We start from the raw sequence: 19264 nt of genomic DNA on the forward strand, positions 1-19264 counted from the left end.
CCTCAATATGGCTTCGCCACGCAGGCTATCAGCAACGCCTTCTATCTTGTTATAATAAAGTAAATACAAAAATATATCGGACATGATTAGTAACTTTGTCAATAATAAAAAAGAATTATTTGACCGTTGGGCAAATAGTTATGATTGGGCATTTCCTTCATTTATTTACCAAGCAATTCATCAAAGATTACTCACAAAAGTTGAATTATCACCTCATGCAAATGTTCTAGATTTAGGTTGTGGGACTGGACGCTTATTAGATAGATTAGCAACTCATTTTCCAGAAATTACAGCTACAGGTTTAGATTTATCTACCCAAATGTTGCGGATAGCGAGACAAAATAACCGTCACCGTCCCCGATTAATTTATCTTGAAGGTAATGCGGAAAATCTCCCCTTTGCTGAGGGACAATTTGATGCGGTTTTTAATACTATTAGTTTCTTACATTATCCCCAACCAGAACAGGTTTTAAATGAGGTAGCCAGGGTACTTTCTCCCGGTGGTAAATTCTATTTAGTAGACATCACCTTTAATAACTCATCACCATGTCAAATTACGCCCCATTCTCATACAGGAATTAAGTTTTATAGCCAAAAACAAAGAGAAGAAATGGGTAATAATGCTGGTTTAAATTGTTTAGGCCACTATGATTTATTAGGTTTTGTATTATTAACGGTTTTTCAGAAATAAAGCTAATTTTATGAGAGTGGGCAATGCCCACCCCACGAAAATAGTGCAATATAACCCGGATTTCTCACCAAAATCCTCAAACCCTTATAAAATATGGATTCTGGGTTTTCAGACTGCATCAAAAATCAACCCGGTGAAAAATGCCTGAAACAGTTTCTCTATAAGGATTATATAGATTGCGATCACATTGTTTGTGAGAAATGCGGGTATAAGCATTTTTTATTCTCTCTGCGTCCTCTGCGCCTCTGCGGTTAGTAAAAAAAATATTATACTCAACACAAAGCACATTGATTTATAGAGAAATTAAATTAGTTGAATTATTCACCTGTTGAGATAACCAATGATATAAACCTACCAACCCTTCCCCAGTAGTAGCAGAAACTTGGAAAACTTGGATTTTGGGATTTACCTGTTTTGCATATTCAATACAACGTTGAACATCAAATTGTAAATAGGGAAGTAAATCAACTTTCGTGAGAATCATAATTTCACTATTGCGGAAAATATGAGGATATTTAATTGGTTTATCTTCCCCTTCCGTCACTGATAAAATTACAACCTTAGCAGCTTCTCCCAAGTCAAACAAAGCCGGACAAACCAAATTTCCGACATTTTCAATCATCACCACAGAATTTAAAGGTGGGTTAAGTTCCTGCAAACCCCTTTCTATCATTGATGCGTCTAAATGACAGCCTGTACCCGTGTTAATTTGCACGACTTTACAGCCTGTTTGTTTAATCTTTTCCGCATCATTAGTAGTTTCTTGATCACCTTCAATCACACTAATAGTTAATTTATCTTTTAAATCATTAATAGTGCGAGTTAATAATGTAGTTTTTCCCGCACCGGGAGAACTCATTAAATTCAAAGCCAGAATATTTCGACCTTTAAACCAGCCGCGATTTTGGGCAGCTAATAAGTTATTTTTACCTAAAATTTCTTGTTCTAAAGATATCGTTGTATTATGAATTTTAGCATGAATTTGGGGTAGTTCTTCATGGTGATGAGTATGAGTAATTACAGTCCCATCTGCTAAAGTATGAGTATGATGATGTTCATTGTCCATGTTTGTAATTGTCGTTTGATTATCGTCAGCACAGCCGCAAGTTACACACATAATTCCTCCACTTCAATTTCTTTGATTTTTAATTCTTCACCAGCTATGATATCTAATTGCACACTACCACATTCACAAATCCCGAAAGGTTTATCTATACTAAAAGTTGTACCACATTGACGACATTTAGCCATTCCGGGTATTTCTAAAATCTCTAATATTGCCCCTTCAACTATTGTACCTTGGGCGCAAATATCAAAACAGAATTTAATGGCATCTGGCATAATAGCTGATAATTCGCCAATTTCTAATAATACTCTTTGAACTTTTTTATTTTGGGCATTTTCGCTAACTATAGCGATGATGTTTTGGGTGATTCCTAGTTCGTGCATAGCTTTTTTTTATTTCACGCAGAGACGCAGAGGCACAGAGAGAGGAGGGAGTTTAACAAATTCTTGGGAGTTGGTCGCCGACTAGCATATCTATTATTCTTTCTGCACCGAAGGTGGTTTTTAAGAGGACTATTCCTGGTGGTGTGGGAATAATTTCACCAATGATAGATGCTTGTTTTCCTGTGGGGTGGGTTTTCATTGTTGCTAAAATTAAATCGGCTTTTTCTGGTGGTGCAACTATAACTAATTTTCCTTCGTTGGCTAAATACAAGGGTTCTAAACCGAGTATTTCACAGACTCCATTTACTTCTTCTCTAATGGGAATGGCGTTTTCATTTATGCGTATTCCTACGTTGGCTGTGAGGGCAAATTCATTTAATACTGTGGCTAAACCTCCTCTAGTTGCGTCTCTCATAGCGTGAATTTGTGGGCAAACTTTGATAATTTCAGCGACTAATTCATGTAATGGTTGACAGTCGCTTTCTATATCTGTTTCTAATGCTAATTCTCCTCTGGCAATTAATATTGCTGTTCCATGATTTCCTATTTCTCCATTAATAATTACTACGTCTCCCGGTTGAATATTGCGAGGAGAGATATCAATGTTTGCGGGAATTATGCCAATACCAGCAGTATTAATAAATAGTTTATCAGCACAACCACGATTAACAACTTTTGTGTCTCCTGTGACTATTTGCACTCCTGCTGATGCTGCCGCTTTTTGCATACTAGCCACAACTTTTCGCAATGTTTCTATTGGTAAACCTTCTTCTAAAATCATGCTACAAGTGAGATATAAAGGTTTTGCCCCACTCACTGCTAAATCATTAATTGTGCCATTGATAGCGAGTTCTCCTATGTCTGAACCAGGAAAAAATAAGGGGTCTACGACATAGGAATCTGTAGTAAATGCTAATCTATTGCCATGTTGGGAAAGATTAGCTAAATCAAATGTGGCTTGGTCTTCTAATTGCGATAAAATGGGATTATCAAAACTTTTAACAAAGATATTATCTATTAAATCTCTCATGGCTTTACCACCACTACCATGAGATAAATTAATGTGGGTATCTTTAATTTGAGAAGGACGACGGCGGGCTGTTTCTATTTTTTGAAAAAGCAGATTTTGATGAGAGTTAATTGTCATTTTTAATTTTTTTCTAATGATAAAGTGTTTTCTTTTAAGACAGGCATCTTGCCTGTCAGTTTAAATTATTTACCTATTTTTTCTATCATCTCGGTCGTCTCGGTCGTCCCTTTCTTTTCTTTCGCGTCTGTCGTCTCGGTCGTCTCGGTCGTCTCTTTCATCGCGCCTATTGCTGTTTTTATCATAAGACAAAACTCCACCAACTGCCCAATCTTCTCCTTCAATTTCTTCAATATGAACAATTATTGATTCAGATTTAGTGTCTATAACTGAGGATAAGGCATCAGTTATATTTTTAACTAATTTCCTCTTTTTTTCTATGGAATTATTTTTACCAATGCGGACGGTTACATAAGCCATCTAATTTTCCTCAAATTGTGCAATTTAGACTGATAGAGGTTGGGTCGATGCACCTAATTTTTCTCTTTTAGCCATTGTTGAAAGTCGCCCATATTTATAATACGCTGCACAAGCACCTTCAGAAGAAACCATACAAGTTCCTATGGGTGTTTCCGGTGTGCAAGCTGTTCCAAATACTTTACATTGCCAAGGTTTTAAAACTCCTTTAAGAATTTCTCCACATTGGCAAGCTTTATGATCTGCTACTTTTAAATTAGGAATTGTAAATTTAGCTTCAGCATCAAATTGGGCGTATTCTGCGCGAATTTTAAAACCGGAATTGGGGATTTCTCCTAAACCTCTCCATGCAAATTTTTCACGCACTGTAAACACTTTATTTATGGCTGTTAAGGCGTTTTGATTTCCCCTAGGTTCTACTAAGCGATTATATTGATTTTCGACTTGACAACGATTTTCTACTATTTGTTTTAATAACATCCAAATTGATTGGAAGATATCTAATGGTTCAAAGCCAGAAATAACGATGGGTTTATGATATTTTTGGGCAATAAATTCGTATGGTTCTGTGCCTATGACCATACTTACATGACCGGGACCGACAAAACCATCAAGTTGTAAATCGGGGTTTTCTAATAATGCTTGTAAGGCAGGAATTACTAATACATGATTAGAAAACATACTAAAGTTAGTAATATTTTCTGCGGCTGCTTGGAGGATGGTAAATGCGGTGCTGGGGGCGGTGGTTTCAAAGCCTAAGCCGAAAAAGACTATTTCTTTATGGGGGTTTTCTTTGGCTATTTTTAGGCTATCTAAGGGTGAATAAACCATGCGAATATCCGCACCTTGGGCTTTGGCTTGCAATAAGCTGGTTTTTGCACCGGGTACGCGCATTGCGTCGCCAAATGTGGTAAAGATTATGTTAGGATTTTGGCAGAGTGCGATCGCATCATCTATTCTCCCTTTAGGCATTACGCAAACTGGACAACCCGGACCATGAATTAATTCAATATTATCGGGTAATATTTCTTCGATTCCGTATTTGAAAATAGCATGGGTATGTCCTCCGCATACTTCCATTATTTTTATATGTTTGTCTATTTTTTGGCTGAGTTTTTTGATTTCTTGTTGTAAGGCTTGGGCTTTTTCTGGGTTACGAAATTCGTTTACATATTTCATATTTTTATTTCTCACGCAAAGGCGCAAAGACGCAAAGGAAGAGAGGTTTTTAAGTATAAGATTGGGCTATTTCTTCTAGTAACTGTAATGTTTCTGCGGCTTCTTGTTCGTTGATTCGGTTCATGGCAAAACCAACGTGGACTAATACCCAATCTCCTATACAAGCTTCTGGAGGGTGTTGTTCGTCAACTATACAGGCTATGTTTATTTGGCGTTTGACTCCTCCAATATTAACTATAGCTAGTTTATGTTCTGGGTTGGTTATTTCTGTGATTTGTCCGGGTATTCCTAAGCACATTTCAGTTTTCCTTTTTTAAGATTTATTTCACGCAGAGGCGCAGAGACAACAGAGGTTTTTATGTTATTTCTTTTAAGTATTTAGCGGCTGCAATTACGGCTTGTCCTAGTGATAATCCGCCATCATTTGCAGGAATTATGCTATGAGTTAATACATTAATTTCTAATTTTTCTAATCGCATTTTTACCTGTTGTAATAGAATTTGATTTTGAAATACTCCCCCTGTTAATGCTACTTGATTAAATTGATGTTCTTGTCTCAATTGTTTAACTATTTTGACAGTGGCAATAGCTAAACTTTGATGAAATTTCGCAGCTATTTCTGATGGTGAAATTTGCTGTTTGATATCATTGAGTATTTCTCGCCATGTTGGAGATGTATCTATATAATAGATATTATCTGATTTTTCAAGTTTAAAGGAATAATTTACAGTTTCTTTATCATTGTTTAAAATATTTATATCAGCTATTGCTTCCATTTCTATGGCTGCTTGTCCTTCATAACTGCATTGTTCTCGACAAATACCTATTGCGGCTGCAACTGCATCAAATAATCTCCCTACTGATGATGTTATGGGTGAATTAATACCTTTTTCTATGATTTGATTGAGTAATTTAGGGTTTTTATGTTCCAAGAATTTGATTATTTCTAAATCACTATATTTTTCTTTAATTTCTTCCCAGGTAAAAGCATTAATCAATTGAGAGTATGTATTTCTCCAAGGTTGATAAATTGCCTGTTTTCCTCCTATCATGGACATAGGTTTAAATGTGGCTAAACGTTGAAAATTTCGATAATCTGCTAAGATAAATTCTCCTCCCCATATTGTACCATCTTCACCATACCCTAAACCATCAAATGCTATTCCTAAAATGGATTTTGTATCTAAGGAAATTTGATTTTCTGCCATACAAGCCGCAATATGGGCGTGATGATGTTGAATTTCTGCTAATTTAATTTTGTTACCTGTTGCTAGTTCTTTACCAAGTTTAGATGATAGATATTCTGGATGTTTATCAATAGCAATTATTTCTGGTTTATGTTGAAATAAGTTGAGATATAAATTCAATGTTTCTTGATAAGCATTGAAAGCAGCCGCATTTTCCAAATCTCCTAAATGTTGTGATAAAATCGCCTCACCTTCTCTTAATAAACAAAAGGTATTTTTTAACTCGCTACCCATTGCTAAAATTGGCGGTATTTTTGCAAATCCAGGTGGTAATTTAATCGGTGCTGGTGCATATCCCCTGGCACGTCTGAGGGTTTGAAGTTGATTATCAATAACTCTAACTATGGAATCATCCACCCTATTAACAATATCTCGATTATGTAAAAGAAAATAATCAGCTATTTTCGATAATTTATCTTTTGCATCTTCATTATCTATACATTGTGGTTCATCAGAAATATTCCCACTAGTTAAAACTATGGGTACTTTCATTCTTCTCAGAATTAAGTGATGTAAAGGCGTATAAGGTAGCATGAAACCCAGGGTATTTTGTCCTGGGGCTATGGCAGATGCTAATTTACTATGATCTTTAATTTTTAATAAAACAATAGGTGCTGCTGGACTGGTTAATAATTCTTTTTCTAAATCATTAATATAGCAATATTCAGAAATAATATTAATATCTCTAGCCATTAAAGCCAACGGTTTATGATATCTTTGTTTACGATTTCTGAGTTTAGCAACTGCATTTGCTAAAGTTGCACCACAAGCTAAATGAAAACCTCCTAAACCTTTAATAGCAACAATTTCACCCTTTTGTAATAAAGTACAAACAGCATCAACATCATCCAACATTGAGAACATATCAGATATTACAGGTTTACCGTCAGCCCTTTCTAACCATGCGCGAGGTCCACAGGTAAAACAAGCCACAGGTTGGGCATGAAACCGACGATTTTCCACATCTTGATATTCCTTTTCACATTCCTTACACATTGAAAAATTCACCATGCTAGTGTTATTTCTATCGTAAGGAATAGCCCGAATAATACTCAACCTTGGACCACAATCAGTACAATTAGTAAAAGGATAACGAAAATAACGACTAAAAGGATCAAAAATCTCCCTTTGACATTGGGGACAACTTGCCGCGTCAGGAGAAATTTCCGTTTTCACCACACTATTAACACTGCGAGAAATCACAAAATCATCAAAATCAAACTCCCCCAAATATGGACTTCTAATCACCTCATTAATTCTTGCCAAAGGCGGACATTCTTGATATATTTTATTTACAAACTCCGTGATTTCTTCCTCACTACCAGAAACACGAATTAACACCCCTTCACCATCATTACAAACATCACCTTTCAAACCCAAAACCTTCGCCAAACCATACACAGTAGGACGAAAACCCACACCTTGCACAGTACCACAAACCCGAATTTCCTCAAGCGGCATTTTTCTTCCTTTGCGTCTTTGCGCCTTGGCGTGAGATAATTAAAACTTCCAAATCAAAACGCGATTATTCCCAGAATCAGCAACCACCGCAGTTTCCCCACAAACCTTAATTCCATAACACCAATTCAAACTTCGTCTTGTTGGTAGTCCAAAATTCCGATTTTCACTCTTATTTGTAAAGTTATCTTGTCCCATCACACCATCAGCATCCGCACCTTGCAATAATAAAATAGATGCTCGTTTTTTCCATCCTAGCAAACGAGAATTAGCAGTATCAGCAACTATTAACCAATCCCCCGCAACATCTACCCCATAAGGCATACTTAAACTACTGGCACTAGGCAAATAAACCCCTTGATTTAATTCCACAAAATTGAAGTTTTTTTGTCCTAAAACCACCGCACAAGGGGCATTATTTTCTGTGGGAATTCCTGACCAAATCATGACTCGGTTATTACCTGCATCGGTGACAACTAAATTATCTTCCCAAAGGGTGATATCATGACACCAACGCATACTGGAAGCCGTAGGAGAACCCCCTCCATTTTCATTACGAGATATCATATCTGGTTGTCCCAAAACTATATCCGCAGGTTGTCCATTTTCTGTGGGTAATTGATGCCAAATTAATAACCGACGATTGCCAGTATCAGCTACAAATAGCTTACCTTGATGAGAGAAAACACCATAAGGCCAATGTAAAGTATTTGCCGCAGGTTGTTGATTTCCTCGGTTATGTAAATTATCAATAAAGTTAGTTTGTCCTAATACTAAATCTGCGGGAATATGACTATCTATGGGAACATTATACCAGATTAAAATCCGATGATTCCAAGCATCTGCAACGGCTAAACCATTACCACATTTACAAATACCTGTAGGGACACTAAATGTAGATTTCCCTGGTGTACCTTTGGCGTTTTGTCCTTCATGAAAAAAGTCTGGTTGTCCTATTACCCAGTCAGCCGGTTGATGATCTTTTGTGGGTAAATTTCGCCAACCTAATAAACGATGATGTCCTGTATCTGCTACCCATAATGGTCCCGTTGGTGACAATAAACAAGCTGCACGGGGTCCAAACATTGTTGTGGGAGTAGGTGCAATAGGTATGGCTATTTGTTCAGGTGTAATATTGTTTCCTAATATTATTTTTGCACCATGAGGGGAGAGGGGTAAATGGGGGATATTTTGGGTTTTCAATGTAGATAGGGAATTAATATTTTATGGTTCAGTTAATAAAATTGTAGGTTGGGTTAAGCGATAGCGAAACCCAACAAAGTTCGGAAAATGTTGGGTTTCCTTGCGTCAACCCAACCTACTTAGATTATCGGAAAATCTGGAATAGTTCTATCAATTTCCTGCATTATTCGCAAAGTTTCTGTTAAAGCAATGACAATTTTTTGATACTGGTTAATTTCCTCAGTAGATAATTCTCGCTTGGCGTTTTTTCGATCTTTTAACCATTTATCTAATACTTGATATCCACCAATTTTAAATTCCCAGATATGTGGGGGAATATCTGTAAAATAATTCTGTTTATTTATATAAACTCTTTGCAATTCTACATTGTAAGTAACTTCGCTAATTAGATTATCTCCTATGGCTTGGTATGTTGTCGTTAAGGTGTTGAGTGTATCAGATTTCATTAAATGTAAATTAACTAATTCTTCTCCTTTTATAGCTAATTCGTGAAAGAGTTTTTGATTACTGGTTAAGGGAAGACGAGGAAAATCTATTTTCAGAAATTCAGCGTATCTAGTGCGATAGGTAGGACTATGAAATATAGCATAAGCATAGTAAAATATTTGTTCTGGTGTGGGTATTTTACCAAATTTTTCTTTGATAGTTTCTAAGAATTTTGGAGATAAGTTTGGAGTTTTTTCTATGAAAAGGTTTGTTTGTTTATTTTCTGTATTTGGATATGTGTAGAGAGGAAAAACATAAGTCCTTTCTCTACTTGCTGATGAAATAGAACAGATTTCAGGAACTAAATCAGTAACAAAAATATGTCTCCACCCTATAATAGAAAGCTGACGATTACATAATAAACTTAGATTATCTTGTATTAGATGCTGTTTCAATGGTGGACGGGGAAAATCCATTGCTACTGTACTTAAATAACAGAAACGCTTATCAAAAGGACGATACAAACAAGAAATTAAATCATTTTCCCAGTTGAGATTTTTTCTAACTTGTTTTCGCGCTTCAGCTAAATTCCAATCTCTACTATCATGAATACTATATAATTCTTGCAAATAACCATTAGATAAATCTTCAGAAATTAAATCACTTATTCTTTTTTTAACTACATCTTTATCAAAATCTATTGCAAAGTTATCTCTATGAGTGGTAAAGCCACTAGAATTAGTTATAAATATATCGCTGATTAAGCATCCCTGATTATATTCAGTAGCTAAATCAAAATCTTTTGGTGCGAAAAAGTAATTGGGTTCAGTTGGTTGTAACTCTATCCAATCAACATTATTTAAACTTGCAGATTCTAAAAACTTATATTTATCCTCACGTCTTCCCCAGACATCATAATATAACACCTTTGCCATTTCCTTTATACCATCTCTGGATTTATAAGCACTAGAACCATAATCAGGTTTGCTTTTTTCGCGCACAGCAATTAAAATCGCTACACCTTGTTGAATATCAAAAACATTTTGATCAATATTTCCCTCTGGGGTGGTTTCTTTTAATAAGGAATTACCATGTAAATCCATGATATATAATTTATCAAAATACTTTAATAATTCTTCCCTCATACCTCGATGAATTAAACCATTGAGATAGGAATGATTAGTAATAAAACCAATAATACCAGCATCTTGAGCATTATTTTCAATTTGATATTGAGCAAAACGAATAAATTTAATATAATCATCATCTAAAGGTTGAATATTTTTTTCTCCTTCTAGTCTGACCCTACCTTTATATAATTCTAAAAGTTCCCCAATATGAGTTAATTCAGTAATGGTTTTACCCGCTTTTCCTATTTTATAAATCCGATTCCAAACTGAACCAGTATACTCAACGTCAGCTAAATATCTCTCATCTTGATTTAAGATTCTTTTCCGTTTACTAGCATTTTGGGAACTGACAGAATAAGGAGGATTTCCTAATACTACAGTCACAGAAATTTCTGTTTTTACTTTTGCTGCTTGACTTGATTCTTCAGCGATAATTTGCGTAATACCAGGAATTAAGTCACCTTGTTTTATTCCTTCTTCCAACGCATTAGTTAAATAAACTTTTAATCTTTCTTCTGGTGCAAATTTATAACCTAAATCTCCTAATAATAAACCTAATTTTAGATGTGCTATAGTATAAGGAGTCATCAATAATTCAAACCCAAATAAGCGGTTTAAAAGTTTTACATCTCTTAAAAAACTATTCCATTTGTCAACACCATATTTAGCGACATTGTCACGAATTTGTTTAATAACTGCATATAAAAAAGTTCCTGTTCCGGTTGCGGGGTCAAGAATTGTGACTTTGCGATTTCCTAAACCATATTGTAAATCAAAAATTTCTTCATTAACTAAAAGATCATTAACAGAACGGACAATAAAATTAACCACAGGTTCAGGAGTATAATAAACTCCCCTGCTTTTTCTTAATGAAGCTTGATAAGCAGCTAAAAATGTTTCATAAAAGTGAATAACTGGATCTTCTGTGCGGGTTTCTTGACCAAAATTTTCTAAAATATTGGTCATGTCTATGTTGTTGAATAAATCTATTAAATTTTCAATTGATTTGTGAATTTTACTAACGCTATCAGTTCCTAAAACTAAATCAAATAAACCTTTCAAAAAAGGGATTTTATCACTAATATAAATACTTGCTGTTGTCCGACTAAATGTAAATTCTCCAGGGTTTTGTGCATGACCAATTTTTGCGGTAAATAACCCATAAGCAATAGTTTGGGAGTACATATCCGCAAATTTATCATTATCTATATCTAAAAGTAATAATTTTTTAAATGTTTCTTTTAATTGATTTAATTCTTCTGTACTTGTTTCTATTTCTAAAGATGATTGAATAGCATTTCTAATGGTTTTGGTATAAGCTGCCATTTCTTTAGCTAAATCATAATAATTATTAATATCTTTGGCTTTTTGATTCAGAAATGATTGCAGTAATTCTGTTATTGCTTGTAAATCCTTAACCAGAATAATTTCACCTTGTTCTAAATCAGCTAATTTAACAATTTTCTCACATTCTCCATCTACATACCAACGAAATTCTAGATAATTAGTTAAAATCAAATTATAACCAATATTTGATTCTAAGTAACGTTTGATTTGTGCAGTATTTTCGATTTTACTTAAATCAATATTAATATCTTTAGCTTCTATATATCCCAAAATTAGATCATTTTTTCTGATAGTTAAATCAGGGATTCCTGCTTGATTCCCTTTCTCTTCAATTCTAGCATTAACACCAATCGTTAAACCCTCAATTAGACTTTTTAGACTGGGGTAATGACTGCGTTCTCCACTACGTTGGCTATTTTCTTGTAAATCTTGAATGTAGTTATTAAAAGTAGACATAATTCCTGGAAAATTAGTTATTAATTCTCCTTCTAGGATGGCACATATTTTTTAAATTTTATCAATTTGATACCATTACCCGCTTCTTTCTCCTAACATTATATCTATCAATCTTTTTTTGATTGTTAAGAAAGATGCAGAATGTTACCTTAGCTGTGTATGATTCTGATGTGATTTCAAAATTAAGGGTTTAGCAACACTAAACCCCTACTCTCGCAAGAAAACTATATTTATTTATGAATGTTTCTCTACAAACCCTGATAACCGCCGCAAACGCTGGAAAACTCATCAGCTTCCCCACAGATACCGTCCCCGCATTAGCCACCATACCCGCACAATCAGAATTGATTTATGCTGCTAAACAACGCAGTTTTGATAAACCGTTGATTTTAATGGCTGCCAAAGCGGAAGATTTGTGGGATTATGTTCAAGGTAGCCAAATAGAATACCAAATTTGGCAAAAAGTTGTTAATCAATATTGGCCAGGTGCATTAACTTTAGTTTTACCAGCTAGTGACAAAATTCCTCTAGTCATGAACCCTCTCGAACCCACTACCATTGGGATTAGAGTCCCAAATAATCCCATTGCTCAAACTATTTTGGCGCAAACTGGGCCAATGGCTACAACCAGTGCTAATTTATCAGGACAACCAGCCTTAGAAAAAAAAGCCGAAATAGAAGCTCAATTTCCCGAAGTTCTCACTTTAGAATCTATAGAATATCAAGGTTTGGGCATACCTTCCACCGTTGCTAAATGGACTGGGAACAATTGGCAGATTTTAAGATCAGGTAGTATTAAATTAGATAATTGATCATTTCATTTAAAATCATGAATTTTAGTAACTGGCTATATCTAGGAACAGGAATAGGATTAGGAATAGGTTTTTGTAAATTATTTCTTCAGTCCTCTAAATCTCCATCCATTTCCTTGGCAAATGCTCCACAGCAACAAGAAACTGAGATTTTACAAGAATTGAAGCAAACCCAATTAGCATATCAAATGGCGCGGGAAATCAGCCAGTTTAAATCTGGTTTTTTAGCTCGGACTAGCCATGAATTGCGATCGCCATTAAGTGGTTTAATCGGATTACATCAATTAATTTTGGCAGACTTGTGCGAAAATCCCGAAGAAGAACGGGAATTTGTCGGCCAAGCTCACGAAAAATCCCTAAAATTACTCAAACTAATTGATGAAATTCTCACTGTTTCTAAAATAGAATCTGGTAGAAATAAATTAGATATTGAAACTTTGCAATTATCTGAATTTTTACAAGAAATTTATAACTTAACTTATCTATTAGCAGTCAATCGTAATTATCCTTTTACTTTATCACCACCAGATCCAGAAATTTACATTTTGGCAGATTCCCGTTGGCTCAAACAAGTATTAATAAACTTGATAGATACGACAATTACTCAAATGGAAGAAGGGAATATTTATCTTTCTAGTCATCTACAACCTACAGATAATTATGTAAATATCTGCTTAGATGTACCCACTGAAACTGTAGTTACAAGTGAATCTATAGATTTGATGATAGCTGAAAATCAGACAACTCAGAAAAATATAGTTCTGTCACCAGGAATGAAACTTTCACTTAATCAAAGTTTAATAGAATTGATGGGAGGAAAGTTAGAAATTTTGCCTTTCCTCACCAACCAGGAAGAAAAATCACAGTTAACAAGATGGCAAATATCTATGCCTCTAACGACTCTTGAAGTTGAATCTCTCCAGGAACAAAAGCAAAATTAGATTGATTGTATAGCACCATTGTTGTTGTGTTATTTGCTTGAAAACCAATCTTCTCATAAAATTCCTGTTGGTGAGTTGTCATCAAATACACACGCTCTACTTTTTGCATTCGCGGATGACTTAAAACAGTTTCTACTAGCTTGCTGCCCAATCCATTACCTTGATAATCTGGATGAATGACAACATCCCAAATTGTAGCGCGATAGATGCCATCAGAAGTCGCTCTCGCAAAGCCAATTAATAATTCCCTATCCCAGACAGAAATCACAGGTTCACTATTAGCAATAGCTATACCCCAATCCTTAATACTTCGTCCTTTTGCCCAAAAAGCAGCCAGATTAAACAGTTCTTGGAGTTGGTAAAGATCAATATCCGCATGACTGTGGCTAAATTGAATCTGAGAATATTTCATCTATAAACACCCATTTATCCTAGGATTTTTGTTTCTGTTATGGCATATTTTCCTAGAAATTACTAAACCTGTATATGTATATGCAACACTTCAATTAAAAACCTCCTTTTTATTCACTGTTCCGGTGTTCATTGACAAACCCACTTCCATAAAGGGTGAGAAGATCCTTGTTGACGAATACGATAAACTTGCTTTTTTAATTTTTCCTGTTCTACCAATGGTAATCCCCAGAGAATATTGCGACTTTGCCAGATTAAAACAGAAGTTGTCACACTTATGCAAAAACTTAAACCCAGGGCAGATAGAGGATGAAAAATTAGTGTATATCGTAATGCTACCCAGGTAAAATATTGTTGTAACAAGGAAATTTCTACCCGTAAATCCCACAAGCAAACAGGAGCTATTATTAGCCACAAACAGCCGACAAATAACCATCTGCCGTATACTGTAAGCTGATGTAGCTTGTGGATTTGTTGAGTAAAAGCAGAATCTAATCCCAATTCTTCTACCTCAATTTGTGGTTCTTCAGGTTTATCCATAGGAAGAGTATAGCTTGCGTCTACAAAATCTCGTTAATCTCGTTCCCAGTCTCCGACTGGGAATGTTTATCATTGAGGCTCTGCCTCTAGTGACAAGGAGGCAGAGCCTCAAATTAGGCATTCCCAGCCAGAGGCTAGGAACGAGGTATTTTCCATGAATGAATTTAACTTTCTGGAGAAGTCACAGGGGTTTTAACTGGGTAATTTTGACTGCGTTCTCGCCACCAAATCAGGAGTGTACTAGCAATGAAAATACTAGAATAAGCCCCCATTAAAAAGCCCACAATTAAAGCCAGAGAGAAATAATGCAGCGTTTCCCCACCAAATAGGAAAATAGCAGTTAATGTCAGTAAAGTGGTTAAAGTCGTGTTGATTGACCGAGATAAAGTTTGGTTAACAGCATTATCAACAACTTCAGCAATTGGTTGTTCAGGATGAAGTTTAATAGTTTCCCGAATGCGGTCATAAATTACCACAGTATCATTGACTGAAAACCCTGTGATAGTTAACAAAGCAACAATGAAAAGGCTATCTACTTCAATGCCGAAAACTAAGCCTAAAATTGAGAAAATGCCAGTTGTTACCAAAATATCGTGAAACAACGCCACAATAGCTAATAAGGCATAGTCCAACTGAAACCGAAAAGTCATGTAAATAGTAATCCCGATAAAGGAAACTATTAAAGCTAACACCCCAGAAGTAAATAACTCCTTTCCTAAAGTCGCACCAACGGAATCAATTTGATTTTTTTGGGGGTCGAAAGCCCCGATTTTTTCAGTTAAGGCAGTTTGCAAATTACTCCGTTGTTCTGTCTCCAGATTTTTGGTGCGAATAGTAATACCATTCTCTACATTCTTGTTTCCTATTTTTTCCGAGATTAACTGAATGCTACTATCTCCAAGTCCCTGAGATTTAGCCACTTCTCGCACCAGATTAATATCTATTGGCTGGTCACAGTTACCAGGTTGTCCACAGTCCCGCACAAATTGCAACCTTGTTCCCCCAATAAAGTCCAAGCTGGGACGCAGAGGTGCTTTAATACTGGGATTGAAGGAAGATATCACCATGGAAATGATACCGGCCAAAATAATAACAGCGGAAATAGTCCACCAAGTACCCCTGGCTTTGTTAATATCTAATCTCATTGTGCCACTCCTGTCTTATTTGTTACTGGCACATTAGGAGCATAAAATTCTGTTTTCCGCAAAGAGGGAATGGAAATAACTAAAAACATCAATGTGCGACTACAAGTAATTGCGGTAAACATACTCACCCCTACGCCTAAAGCTAAGGTCAGAGCAAAGCCTTTGACTAGTCCTGAACCTAACCAAAATAATGCAGCACAAGCAATCCAGGTAGTAACGTTACTATCTAAAATGCTAGAAAAGGCGCGGTAAAAACCTGATTCTACGGAACGATATAAAGATTTACCTGATTGTAATTCTTCCCTGGTGCGTTCAAAAATCAAGACGTTAGCATCAACCGCCATACCGATACTGAGAATAAAACCTGCAATTCCCGGTAATGTGAGAGTGACACTCAATAAACAAAATGCAGCCCAAGTCAGTAGGGAGTAGATCAATAGTGATATATTCGCTATCACTCCTGGTAATCTATAGTACCACACCATAAATATTAATACTAAAGTCAGACCACCAATACCAGCGTAGATACTTCTTTGAATACTATCTTTTCCTAAAGTAGCTCCTACCGTTCTTCTCTCCGCAATTTCCACAGGAACAGGTAATGCACCTCCGCGCAACTGTACCCCTAAATCATTGGCTTCTTGGGCTTTAAAATTACCTGTAATGATAGCAGCACCGCCAGTAATGCCGGTGGCAGCGTGTTCTACGCCCACAGTGGGTGAACTGATGACTTCATTATCTAGGAAAATACCAATACTCCGACCAGTTCCAGCCAGTTCTTTTGTTAGTCCAGCAAAGAGTTCACCACCCTTGGGATCAAAACGGATGGCCACATTCCAGTTAGTGCCTTGATTGGGTTCACCGTAGGCATCCTTGAGATATTTACCTGTTAGGGGTGGATTCGTACTTTCAAACAATTCGGCGATCGCTTGATTACTTTTATCAAACTCTTGCTTATTTTTATCAATTGCTGCTTGATCTGGGTTCTTTTTCAACTCATCCCGCTTGGTTTTCAGGTCATTTCGTGTTACCTGAAGGGCAAAAAGTTGAGTTTCTGTATTTGGTTTTTGGACACGGAACTCTAACTGCGCTGTACCGCCTAATACCCGTTCTGCTTGTTCTGGATCATTGACACCAGGTAGTTGTACGGAAATCTTATCTGTACCGATAGTTTGAATTACTGGCTCAGAAACACCAAGACCATTAATCCGCCCTTCCACTACTTTTTTTACAGCTTCCAATTCTCTTTCGGTGATTTGCGGAATTTCCGCCGTTGGTTTCACCTGAATTGTAAGCTGTGAACCACCCCGTAGGTCTAATCCCAAGGGGACAGGAATTGTCACAATCACCGTAATAGCGGCGATGACCAAAACTATAATTAACGCTAATAGCGATCGCTGTTTTTGCATACCATCACTCACAACTGACAAAGGTTATAATAACGTTCTTTTTGCCAGTTGTGAGGAGAAGTTTGAGGTGGTCAGTGGTCAGTAGTCAGTAGTCAGTGGTTCACAGCAACGGACAAAGAACAACTGACAACTGACAACTAACAATTTCCTAAACTCGCAAAGCCACCATTTTCTGGACTGCTTCGACGATTTGCTCTGGTTGAATAATAGTTAGACGCTCAAGATTACCATTGTAAGGTGTAGGAATATCTTGAGAAGAAAGCCGCAACACAGGTGCATCTAATTCATCAAATAAGCGGTCATTAATGGAAGCAACTAATTCTGCACCAATACCCCCAGTTCTCATGCACTCTTCCACAACAATCACCCGGTGAGTCTTGCGAATTGATGCGCCAATAGTCTCAAAATCAAGAGGTTTCAAGGAAATTAAGTCAATAACTTCTGGATCATAACCTTCTTTTTCCAAAGTTTTCACCGCTTGCAGCACATGATACCGCATCCGCGAATAAGTGAGAATTGTCACATCCTTACCTTGACGGACAACTTCAGCCTTATCTAGGGGAAGTATATATTCTGTTTCTGGCAGGTCTTCTTTTAAGTTATAAAGTAAAACGTGTTCAAAAAATAACACCGGGTTATCATCGCGGATAGCTGCTTTCAGCAATCCCTTAGCGTTATAAGGTGTGGAACAAGCCACAATTTTTAAACCAGGAACAGCTTGGAAATAAGCTTCAAGACGTTGGGAATGTTCCGCACCAAGCTGTCTACCCACACCCCCAGGGCCACGAATCACCATGGGGATTTTAAAGTTACCACCGGAAGTGTAGCGTAACATCCCCGCATTGTTAGAAATTTGGTTGAAGGCCAGGAGCAGAAAGCCCATATTCATACCTTCAATAATCGGTCTTAACCCCGTCATAGCCGCCCCTACAGCTATCCCAGTAAAGCTATTTTCGGCAATAGGGGTATCTAAAACTCGCAAATCACCATATTTTTGGTGTAAATCTTTAGTAACCTTATAAGAACCGCCATAGTGTCCTACGTCTTCACCCAGAATGAATACGCTAGAATCGCGGGACATTTCTTCGTCAATAGCTTCCCGCAGGGCGTTGAAAAATAGTGTTTCTGCCATTTAGACCTTTATCGCAATTTATCGTTATAGAATTTTATCGTGCCATTGTCCCGAATACCGTCAGCGATCGCACTCTTGTTGAGAACATGGGATAATTTTCTTTATAATCCACTTTAAGCACGTAGCGGTAGAAAATTCATGATATCTGACCTCAAGAATAATTGCACGCAAAAATAATAAAGGTTGGTTAAAGTGGGGTAAAATACAAACAACATCTTTATATCCCATTGTCAAGCTAAGAGCATAAATAAAATGCTGACACTAGAGCGCGACGTTTCTCAATTAATCGCAGACTTACCAAAGCAGATAGACTGCAAACCTCAAGCCCACACAACAAAAATATATCTTGATTTCGGAAATTTATTTCTGCAAATTAGCCAAAAGTTCCAAGAAAGAGCAAATCAAATTGAAACCGACTGGGATTACTATACCAGCACTGTGTCATCAGAGAATCTGGAAAATGAATTAAGCAACATTGAAGAATTGACAAAACAATTAACTTCAATAGAGTCAACTATCAAAGAAAAACAGCAATTTGTAAACCTGACTCTTCAAAAAGGCTTAAATGCGTTGACAGAAGCTCTCAAACATTATCAAGATGTAATTCTTGACACAGTGGAATCTGCGACGATAACAGATGAAGTCAGAGAATTAAGGTCAAAACCCTTGGAAAAGAGTAGAATTGAGGAAGCAAAAGAAATTTTGTCTTTCCTTTAGTGTTCAGAATAAGACGTATAAAGTTCTTTTATTCTGGCATGAGGTTAGATAGCTATGAAAACCGTAA

Annotated in this window: 18 protein-coding genes; 4 read left to right on the forward strand and 14 right to left on the reverse strand. The window is 36.4% G+C overall.

Features of this window, described 5'->3' with window-relative positions; translation table 11 throughout:
- Positions 1-82 precede the first annotated feature (82 nt).
- Positions 83-691 (forward strand): class I SAM-dependent methyltransferase, encoded by a 609-nt coding sequence (locus tag FJR11_RS11420; RefSeq protein ID WP_168503787.1) that lies wholly within the window; start codon positions 83-85, stop codon positions 689-691.
- A 292-nt stretch (positions 692-983) separates the two neighbouring features.
- Here FJR11_RS11420 and hypB read toward each other — a convergent pair whose 3' ends face one another.
- From hypB to FJR11_RS11465, 9 genes are all read right to left on the reverse strand, one after another.
- Positions 984-1808: a hydrogenase nickel incorporation protein HypB gene (hypB, locus tag FJR11_RS11425; protein ID WP_168503788.1), complete on the reverse strand. Its 825-nt coding sequence runs from the start codon at positions 1806-1808 to the stop codon at positions 984-986.
- Complete coding sequence (gene hypA, locus FJR11_RS11430; RefSeq protein WP_168503789.1) at positions 1799-2140, reverse strand: hydrogenase maturation nickel metallochaperone HypA; 342 nt, start codon at positions 2138-2140, stop codon at positions 1799-1801. Before hypA ends, hypB begins: the two co-directional genes overlap by 10 nt.
- A gap of 52 nt (positions 2141-2192) precedes the next feature.
- Positions 2193-3287 (reverse strand): hydrogenase expression/formation protein HypE, encoded by a 1095-nt coding sequence (gene hypE, locus FJR11_RS11435; protein ID WP_168503790.1) that lies wholly within the window; start codon positions 3285-3287, stop codon positions 2193-2195.
- Positions 3288-3356: 69 nt separating this feature from the next.
- Positions 3357-3647 (reverse strand): tautomerase family protein, encoded by a 291-nt coding sequence (locus tag FJR11_RS11440; protein ID WP_168503791.1) that lies wholly within the window; start codon positions 3645-3647, stop codon positions 3357-3359.
- A 24-nt stretch (positions 3648-3671) separates the two neighbouring features.
- Complete coding sequence (hypD, locus tag FJR11_RS11445; protein WP_168503792.1) at positions 3672-4823, reverse strand: hydrogenase formation protein HypD; 1152 nt, start codon at positions 4821-4823, stop codon at positions 3672-3674.
- Between the two features lie 49 nt (positions 4824-4872).
- Positions 4873-5121 carry a HypC/HybG/HupF family hydrogenase formation chaperone gene (locus FJR11_RS11450; RefSeq protein ID WP_168503793.1) on the reverse strand — a complete coding sequence of 83 codons (249 nt, stop codon included), beginning with the start codon at positions 5119-5121 and terminating at the stop codon, positions 4873-4875.
- A gap of 58 nt (positions 5122-5179) precedes the next feature.
- Positions 5180-7531: a carbamoyltransferase HypF gene (gene hypF, locus FJR11_RS11455; protein ID WP_168503794.1), complete on the reverse strand. Its 2352-nt coding sequence runs from the start codon at positions 7529-7531 to the stop codon at positions 5180-5182.
- Between the two features lie 39 nt (positions 7532-7570).
- Positions 7571-8731 carry a hypothetical protein gene (locus FJR11_RS11460; protein WP_168503795.1) on the reverse strand — a complete coding sequence of 387 codons (1161 nt, stop codon included), beginning with the start codon at positions 8729-8731 and terminating at the stop codon, positions 7571-7573.
- A gap of 119 nt (positions 8732-8850) precedes the next feature.
- Positions 8851-12090 (reverse strand): type ISP restriction/modification enzyme, encoded by a 3240-nt coding sequence (locus tag FJR11_RS11465; protein WP_168503796.1) that lies wholly within the window; start codon positions 12088-12090, stop codon positions 8851-8853.
- 236 nt (positions 12091-12326) lie between these two features.
- Between FJR11_RS11465 and FJR11_RS11470 the strand changes: the two genes are divergently transcribed.
- Both FJR11_RS11470 and FJR11_RS11475 read left to right on the forward strand, forming a co-directional pair.
- A complete protein-coding gene (locus FJR11_RS11470; RefSeq protein WP_168503797.1) occupies positions 12327-12902 on the forward strand; it encodes an L-threonylcarbamoyladenylate synthase in 576 nt (191 codons plus the stop codon).
- A 17-nt stretch (positions 12903-12919) separates the two neighbouring features.
- Positions 12920-13843 carry a sensor histidine kinase KdpD gene (locus tag FJR11_RS11475; protein ID WP_168503798.1) on the forward strand — a complete coding sequence of 308 codons (924 nt, stop codon included), beginning with the start codon at positions 12920-12922 and terminating at the stop codon, positions 13841-13843.
- On the opposite strand, the gene FJR11_RS11480 is transcribed toward FJR11_RS11475, so the two are convergent.
- The 5 genes from FJR11_RS11480 to FJR11_RS11500 all read right to left on the reverse strand — a co-directional run bounded on the left by FJR11_RS11480 (position 13788) and on the right by FJR11_RS11500 (position 18480).
- Entirely contained in the window at positions 13788-14255 is a 468-nt protein-coding gene (locus FJR11_RS11480; RefSeq protein WP_168503799.1) for a GNAT family N-acetyltransferase, read from the reverse strand. The genes FJR11_RS11475 and FJR11_RS11480 overlap by 56 nt on opposite strands.
- Before the next feature lie 128 nt (positions 14256-14383).
- Positions 14384-14794: a hypothetical protein gene (locus tag FJR11_RS11485; RefSeq protein ID WP_168503800.1), complete on the reverse strand. Its 411-nt coding sequence runs from the start codon at positions 14792-14794 to the stop codon at positions 14384-14386.
- 164 nt (positions 14795-14958) lie between these two features.
- Positions 14959-15939, reverse strand: coding sequence for a protein translocase subunit SecF (gene secF, locus FJR11_RS11490; RefSeq protein WP_168503801.1), 981 nt, complete (start codon positions 15937-15939; stop codon positions 14959-14961).
- Complete coding sequence (gene secD / locus FJR11_RS11495; RefSeq protein ID WP_168504204.1) at positions 15936-17348, reverse strand: protein translocase subunit SecD; 1413 nt, start codon at positions 17346-17348, stop codon at positions 15936-15938. Before secD ends, secF begins: the two co-directional genes overlap by 4 nt.
- A 148-nt stretch (positions 17349-17496) precedes the next feature.
- The gene (locus FJR11_RS11500; RefSeq protein WP_168503802.1) at positions 17497-18480 is read right to left on the reverse strand and encodes an alpha-ketoacid dehydrogenase subunit beta; all 984 of its coding nucleotides are present in this window, start codon (positions 18478-18480) and stop codon (positions 17497-17499) included.
- Between the two features lie 252 nt (positions 18481-18732).
- Here FJR11_RS11500 and FJR11_RS11505 point away from each other — a divergent pair, with 252 nt between their 5' ends.
- The gene (locus FJR11_RS11505; RefSeq protein ID WP_168503803.1) at positions 18733-19197 is read left to right on the forward strand and encodes a hypothetical protein; all 465 of its coding nucleotides are present in this window, start codon (positions 18733-18735) and stop codon (positions 19195-19197) included.
- Positions 19198-19264 lie beyond the last annotated feature (67 nt).

This window comes from Anabaena sp. UHCC 0187 (assembly GCF_009712035.1).
GTDB lineage: Bacteria > Cyanobacteriota > Cyanobacteriia > Cyanobacteriales > Nostocaceae > Dolichospermum.

Excerpts from the sequence above, each read along its gene's own strand:
- FJR11_RS11420 (WP_168503787.1), top strand. The coding sequence starts at position 83 with ATGATTAGTAACTTTGTCAATAATAAAAAAGAATTATTTGACCGTTGG.
- hypB (WP_168503788.1), bottom strand. The coding sequence starts at position 1,808 with ATGTGTGTAACTTGCGGCTGTGCTGACGATAATCAAACGACAATTACA.
- hypA (WP_168503789.1), bottom strand. The coding sequence starts at position 2,140 with ATGCACGAACTAGGAATCACCCAAAACATCATCGCTATAGTTAGCGAA.
- hypE (WP_168503790.1), bottom strand. The coding sequence starts at position 3,287 with ATGACAATTAACTCTCATCAAAATCTGCTTTTTCAAAAAATAGAAACA.
- FJR11_RS11440 (WP_168503791.1), bottom strand. The coding sequence starts at position 3,647 with ATGGCTTATGTAACCGTCCGCATTGGTAAAAATAATTCCATAGAAAAA.
- hypD (WP_168503792.1), bottom strand. The coding sequence starts at position 4,823 with ATGAAATATGTAAACGAATTTCGTAACCCAGAAAAAGCCCAAGCCTTA.
- FJR11_RS11450 (WP_168503793.1), bottom strand. The coding sequence starts at position 5,121 with ATGTGCTTAGGAATACCCGGACAAATCACAGAAATAACCAACCCAGAA.
- hypF (WP_168503794.1), bottom strand. The coding sequence starts at position 7,531 with ATGCCGCTTGAGGAAATTCGGGTTTGTGGTACTGTGCAAGGTGTGGGT.
- FJR11_RS11465 (WP_168503796.1), bottom strand. The coding sequence starts at position 12,090 with ATGTCTACTTTTAATAACTACATTCAAGATTTACAAGAAAATAGCCAA.
- FJR11_RS11470 (WP_168503797.1), top strand. The coding sequence starts at position 12,327 with ATGAATGTTTCTCTACAAACCCTGATAACCGCCGCAAACGCTGGAAAA.
- FJR11_RS11475 (WP_168503798.1), top strand. The coding sequence starts at position 12,920 with ATGAATTTTAGTAACTGGCTATATCTAGGAACAGGAATAGGATTAGGA.
- FJR11_RS11480 (WP_168503799.1), bottom strand. The coding sequence starts at position 14,255 with ATGAAATATTCTCAGATTCAATTTAGCCACAGTCATGCGGATATTGAT.
- FJR11_RS11485 (WP_168503800.1), bottom strand. The coding sequence starts at position 14,794 with ATGGATAAACCTGAAGAACCACAAATTGAGGTAGAAGAATTGGGATTA.
- secF (WP_168503801.1), bottom strand. The coding sequence starts at position 15,939 with ATGAGATTAGATATTAACAAAGCCAGGGGTACTTGGTGGACTATTTCC.
- secD (WP_168504204.1), bottom strand. The coding sequence starts at position 17,348 with ATGCAAAAACAGCGATCGCTATTAGCGTTAATTATAGTTTTGGTCATC.
- FJR11_RS11500 (WP_168503802.1), bottom strand. The coding sequence starts at position 18,480 with ATGGCAGAAACACTATTTTTCAACGCCCTGCGGGAAGCTATTGACGAA.
- FJR11_RS11505 (WP_168503803.1), top strand. The coding sequence starts at position 18,733 with ATGCTGACACTAGAGCGCGACGTTTCTCAATTAATCGCAGACTTACCA.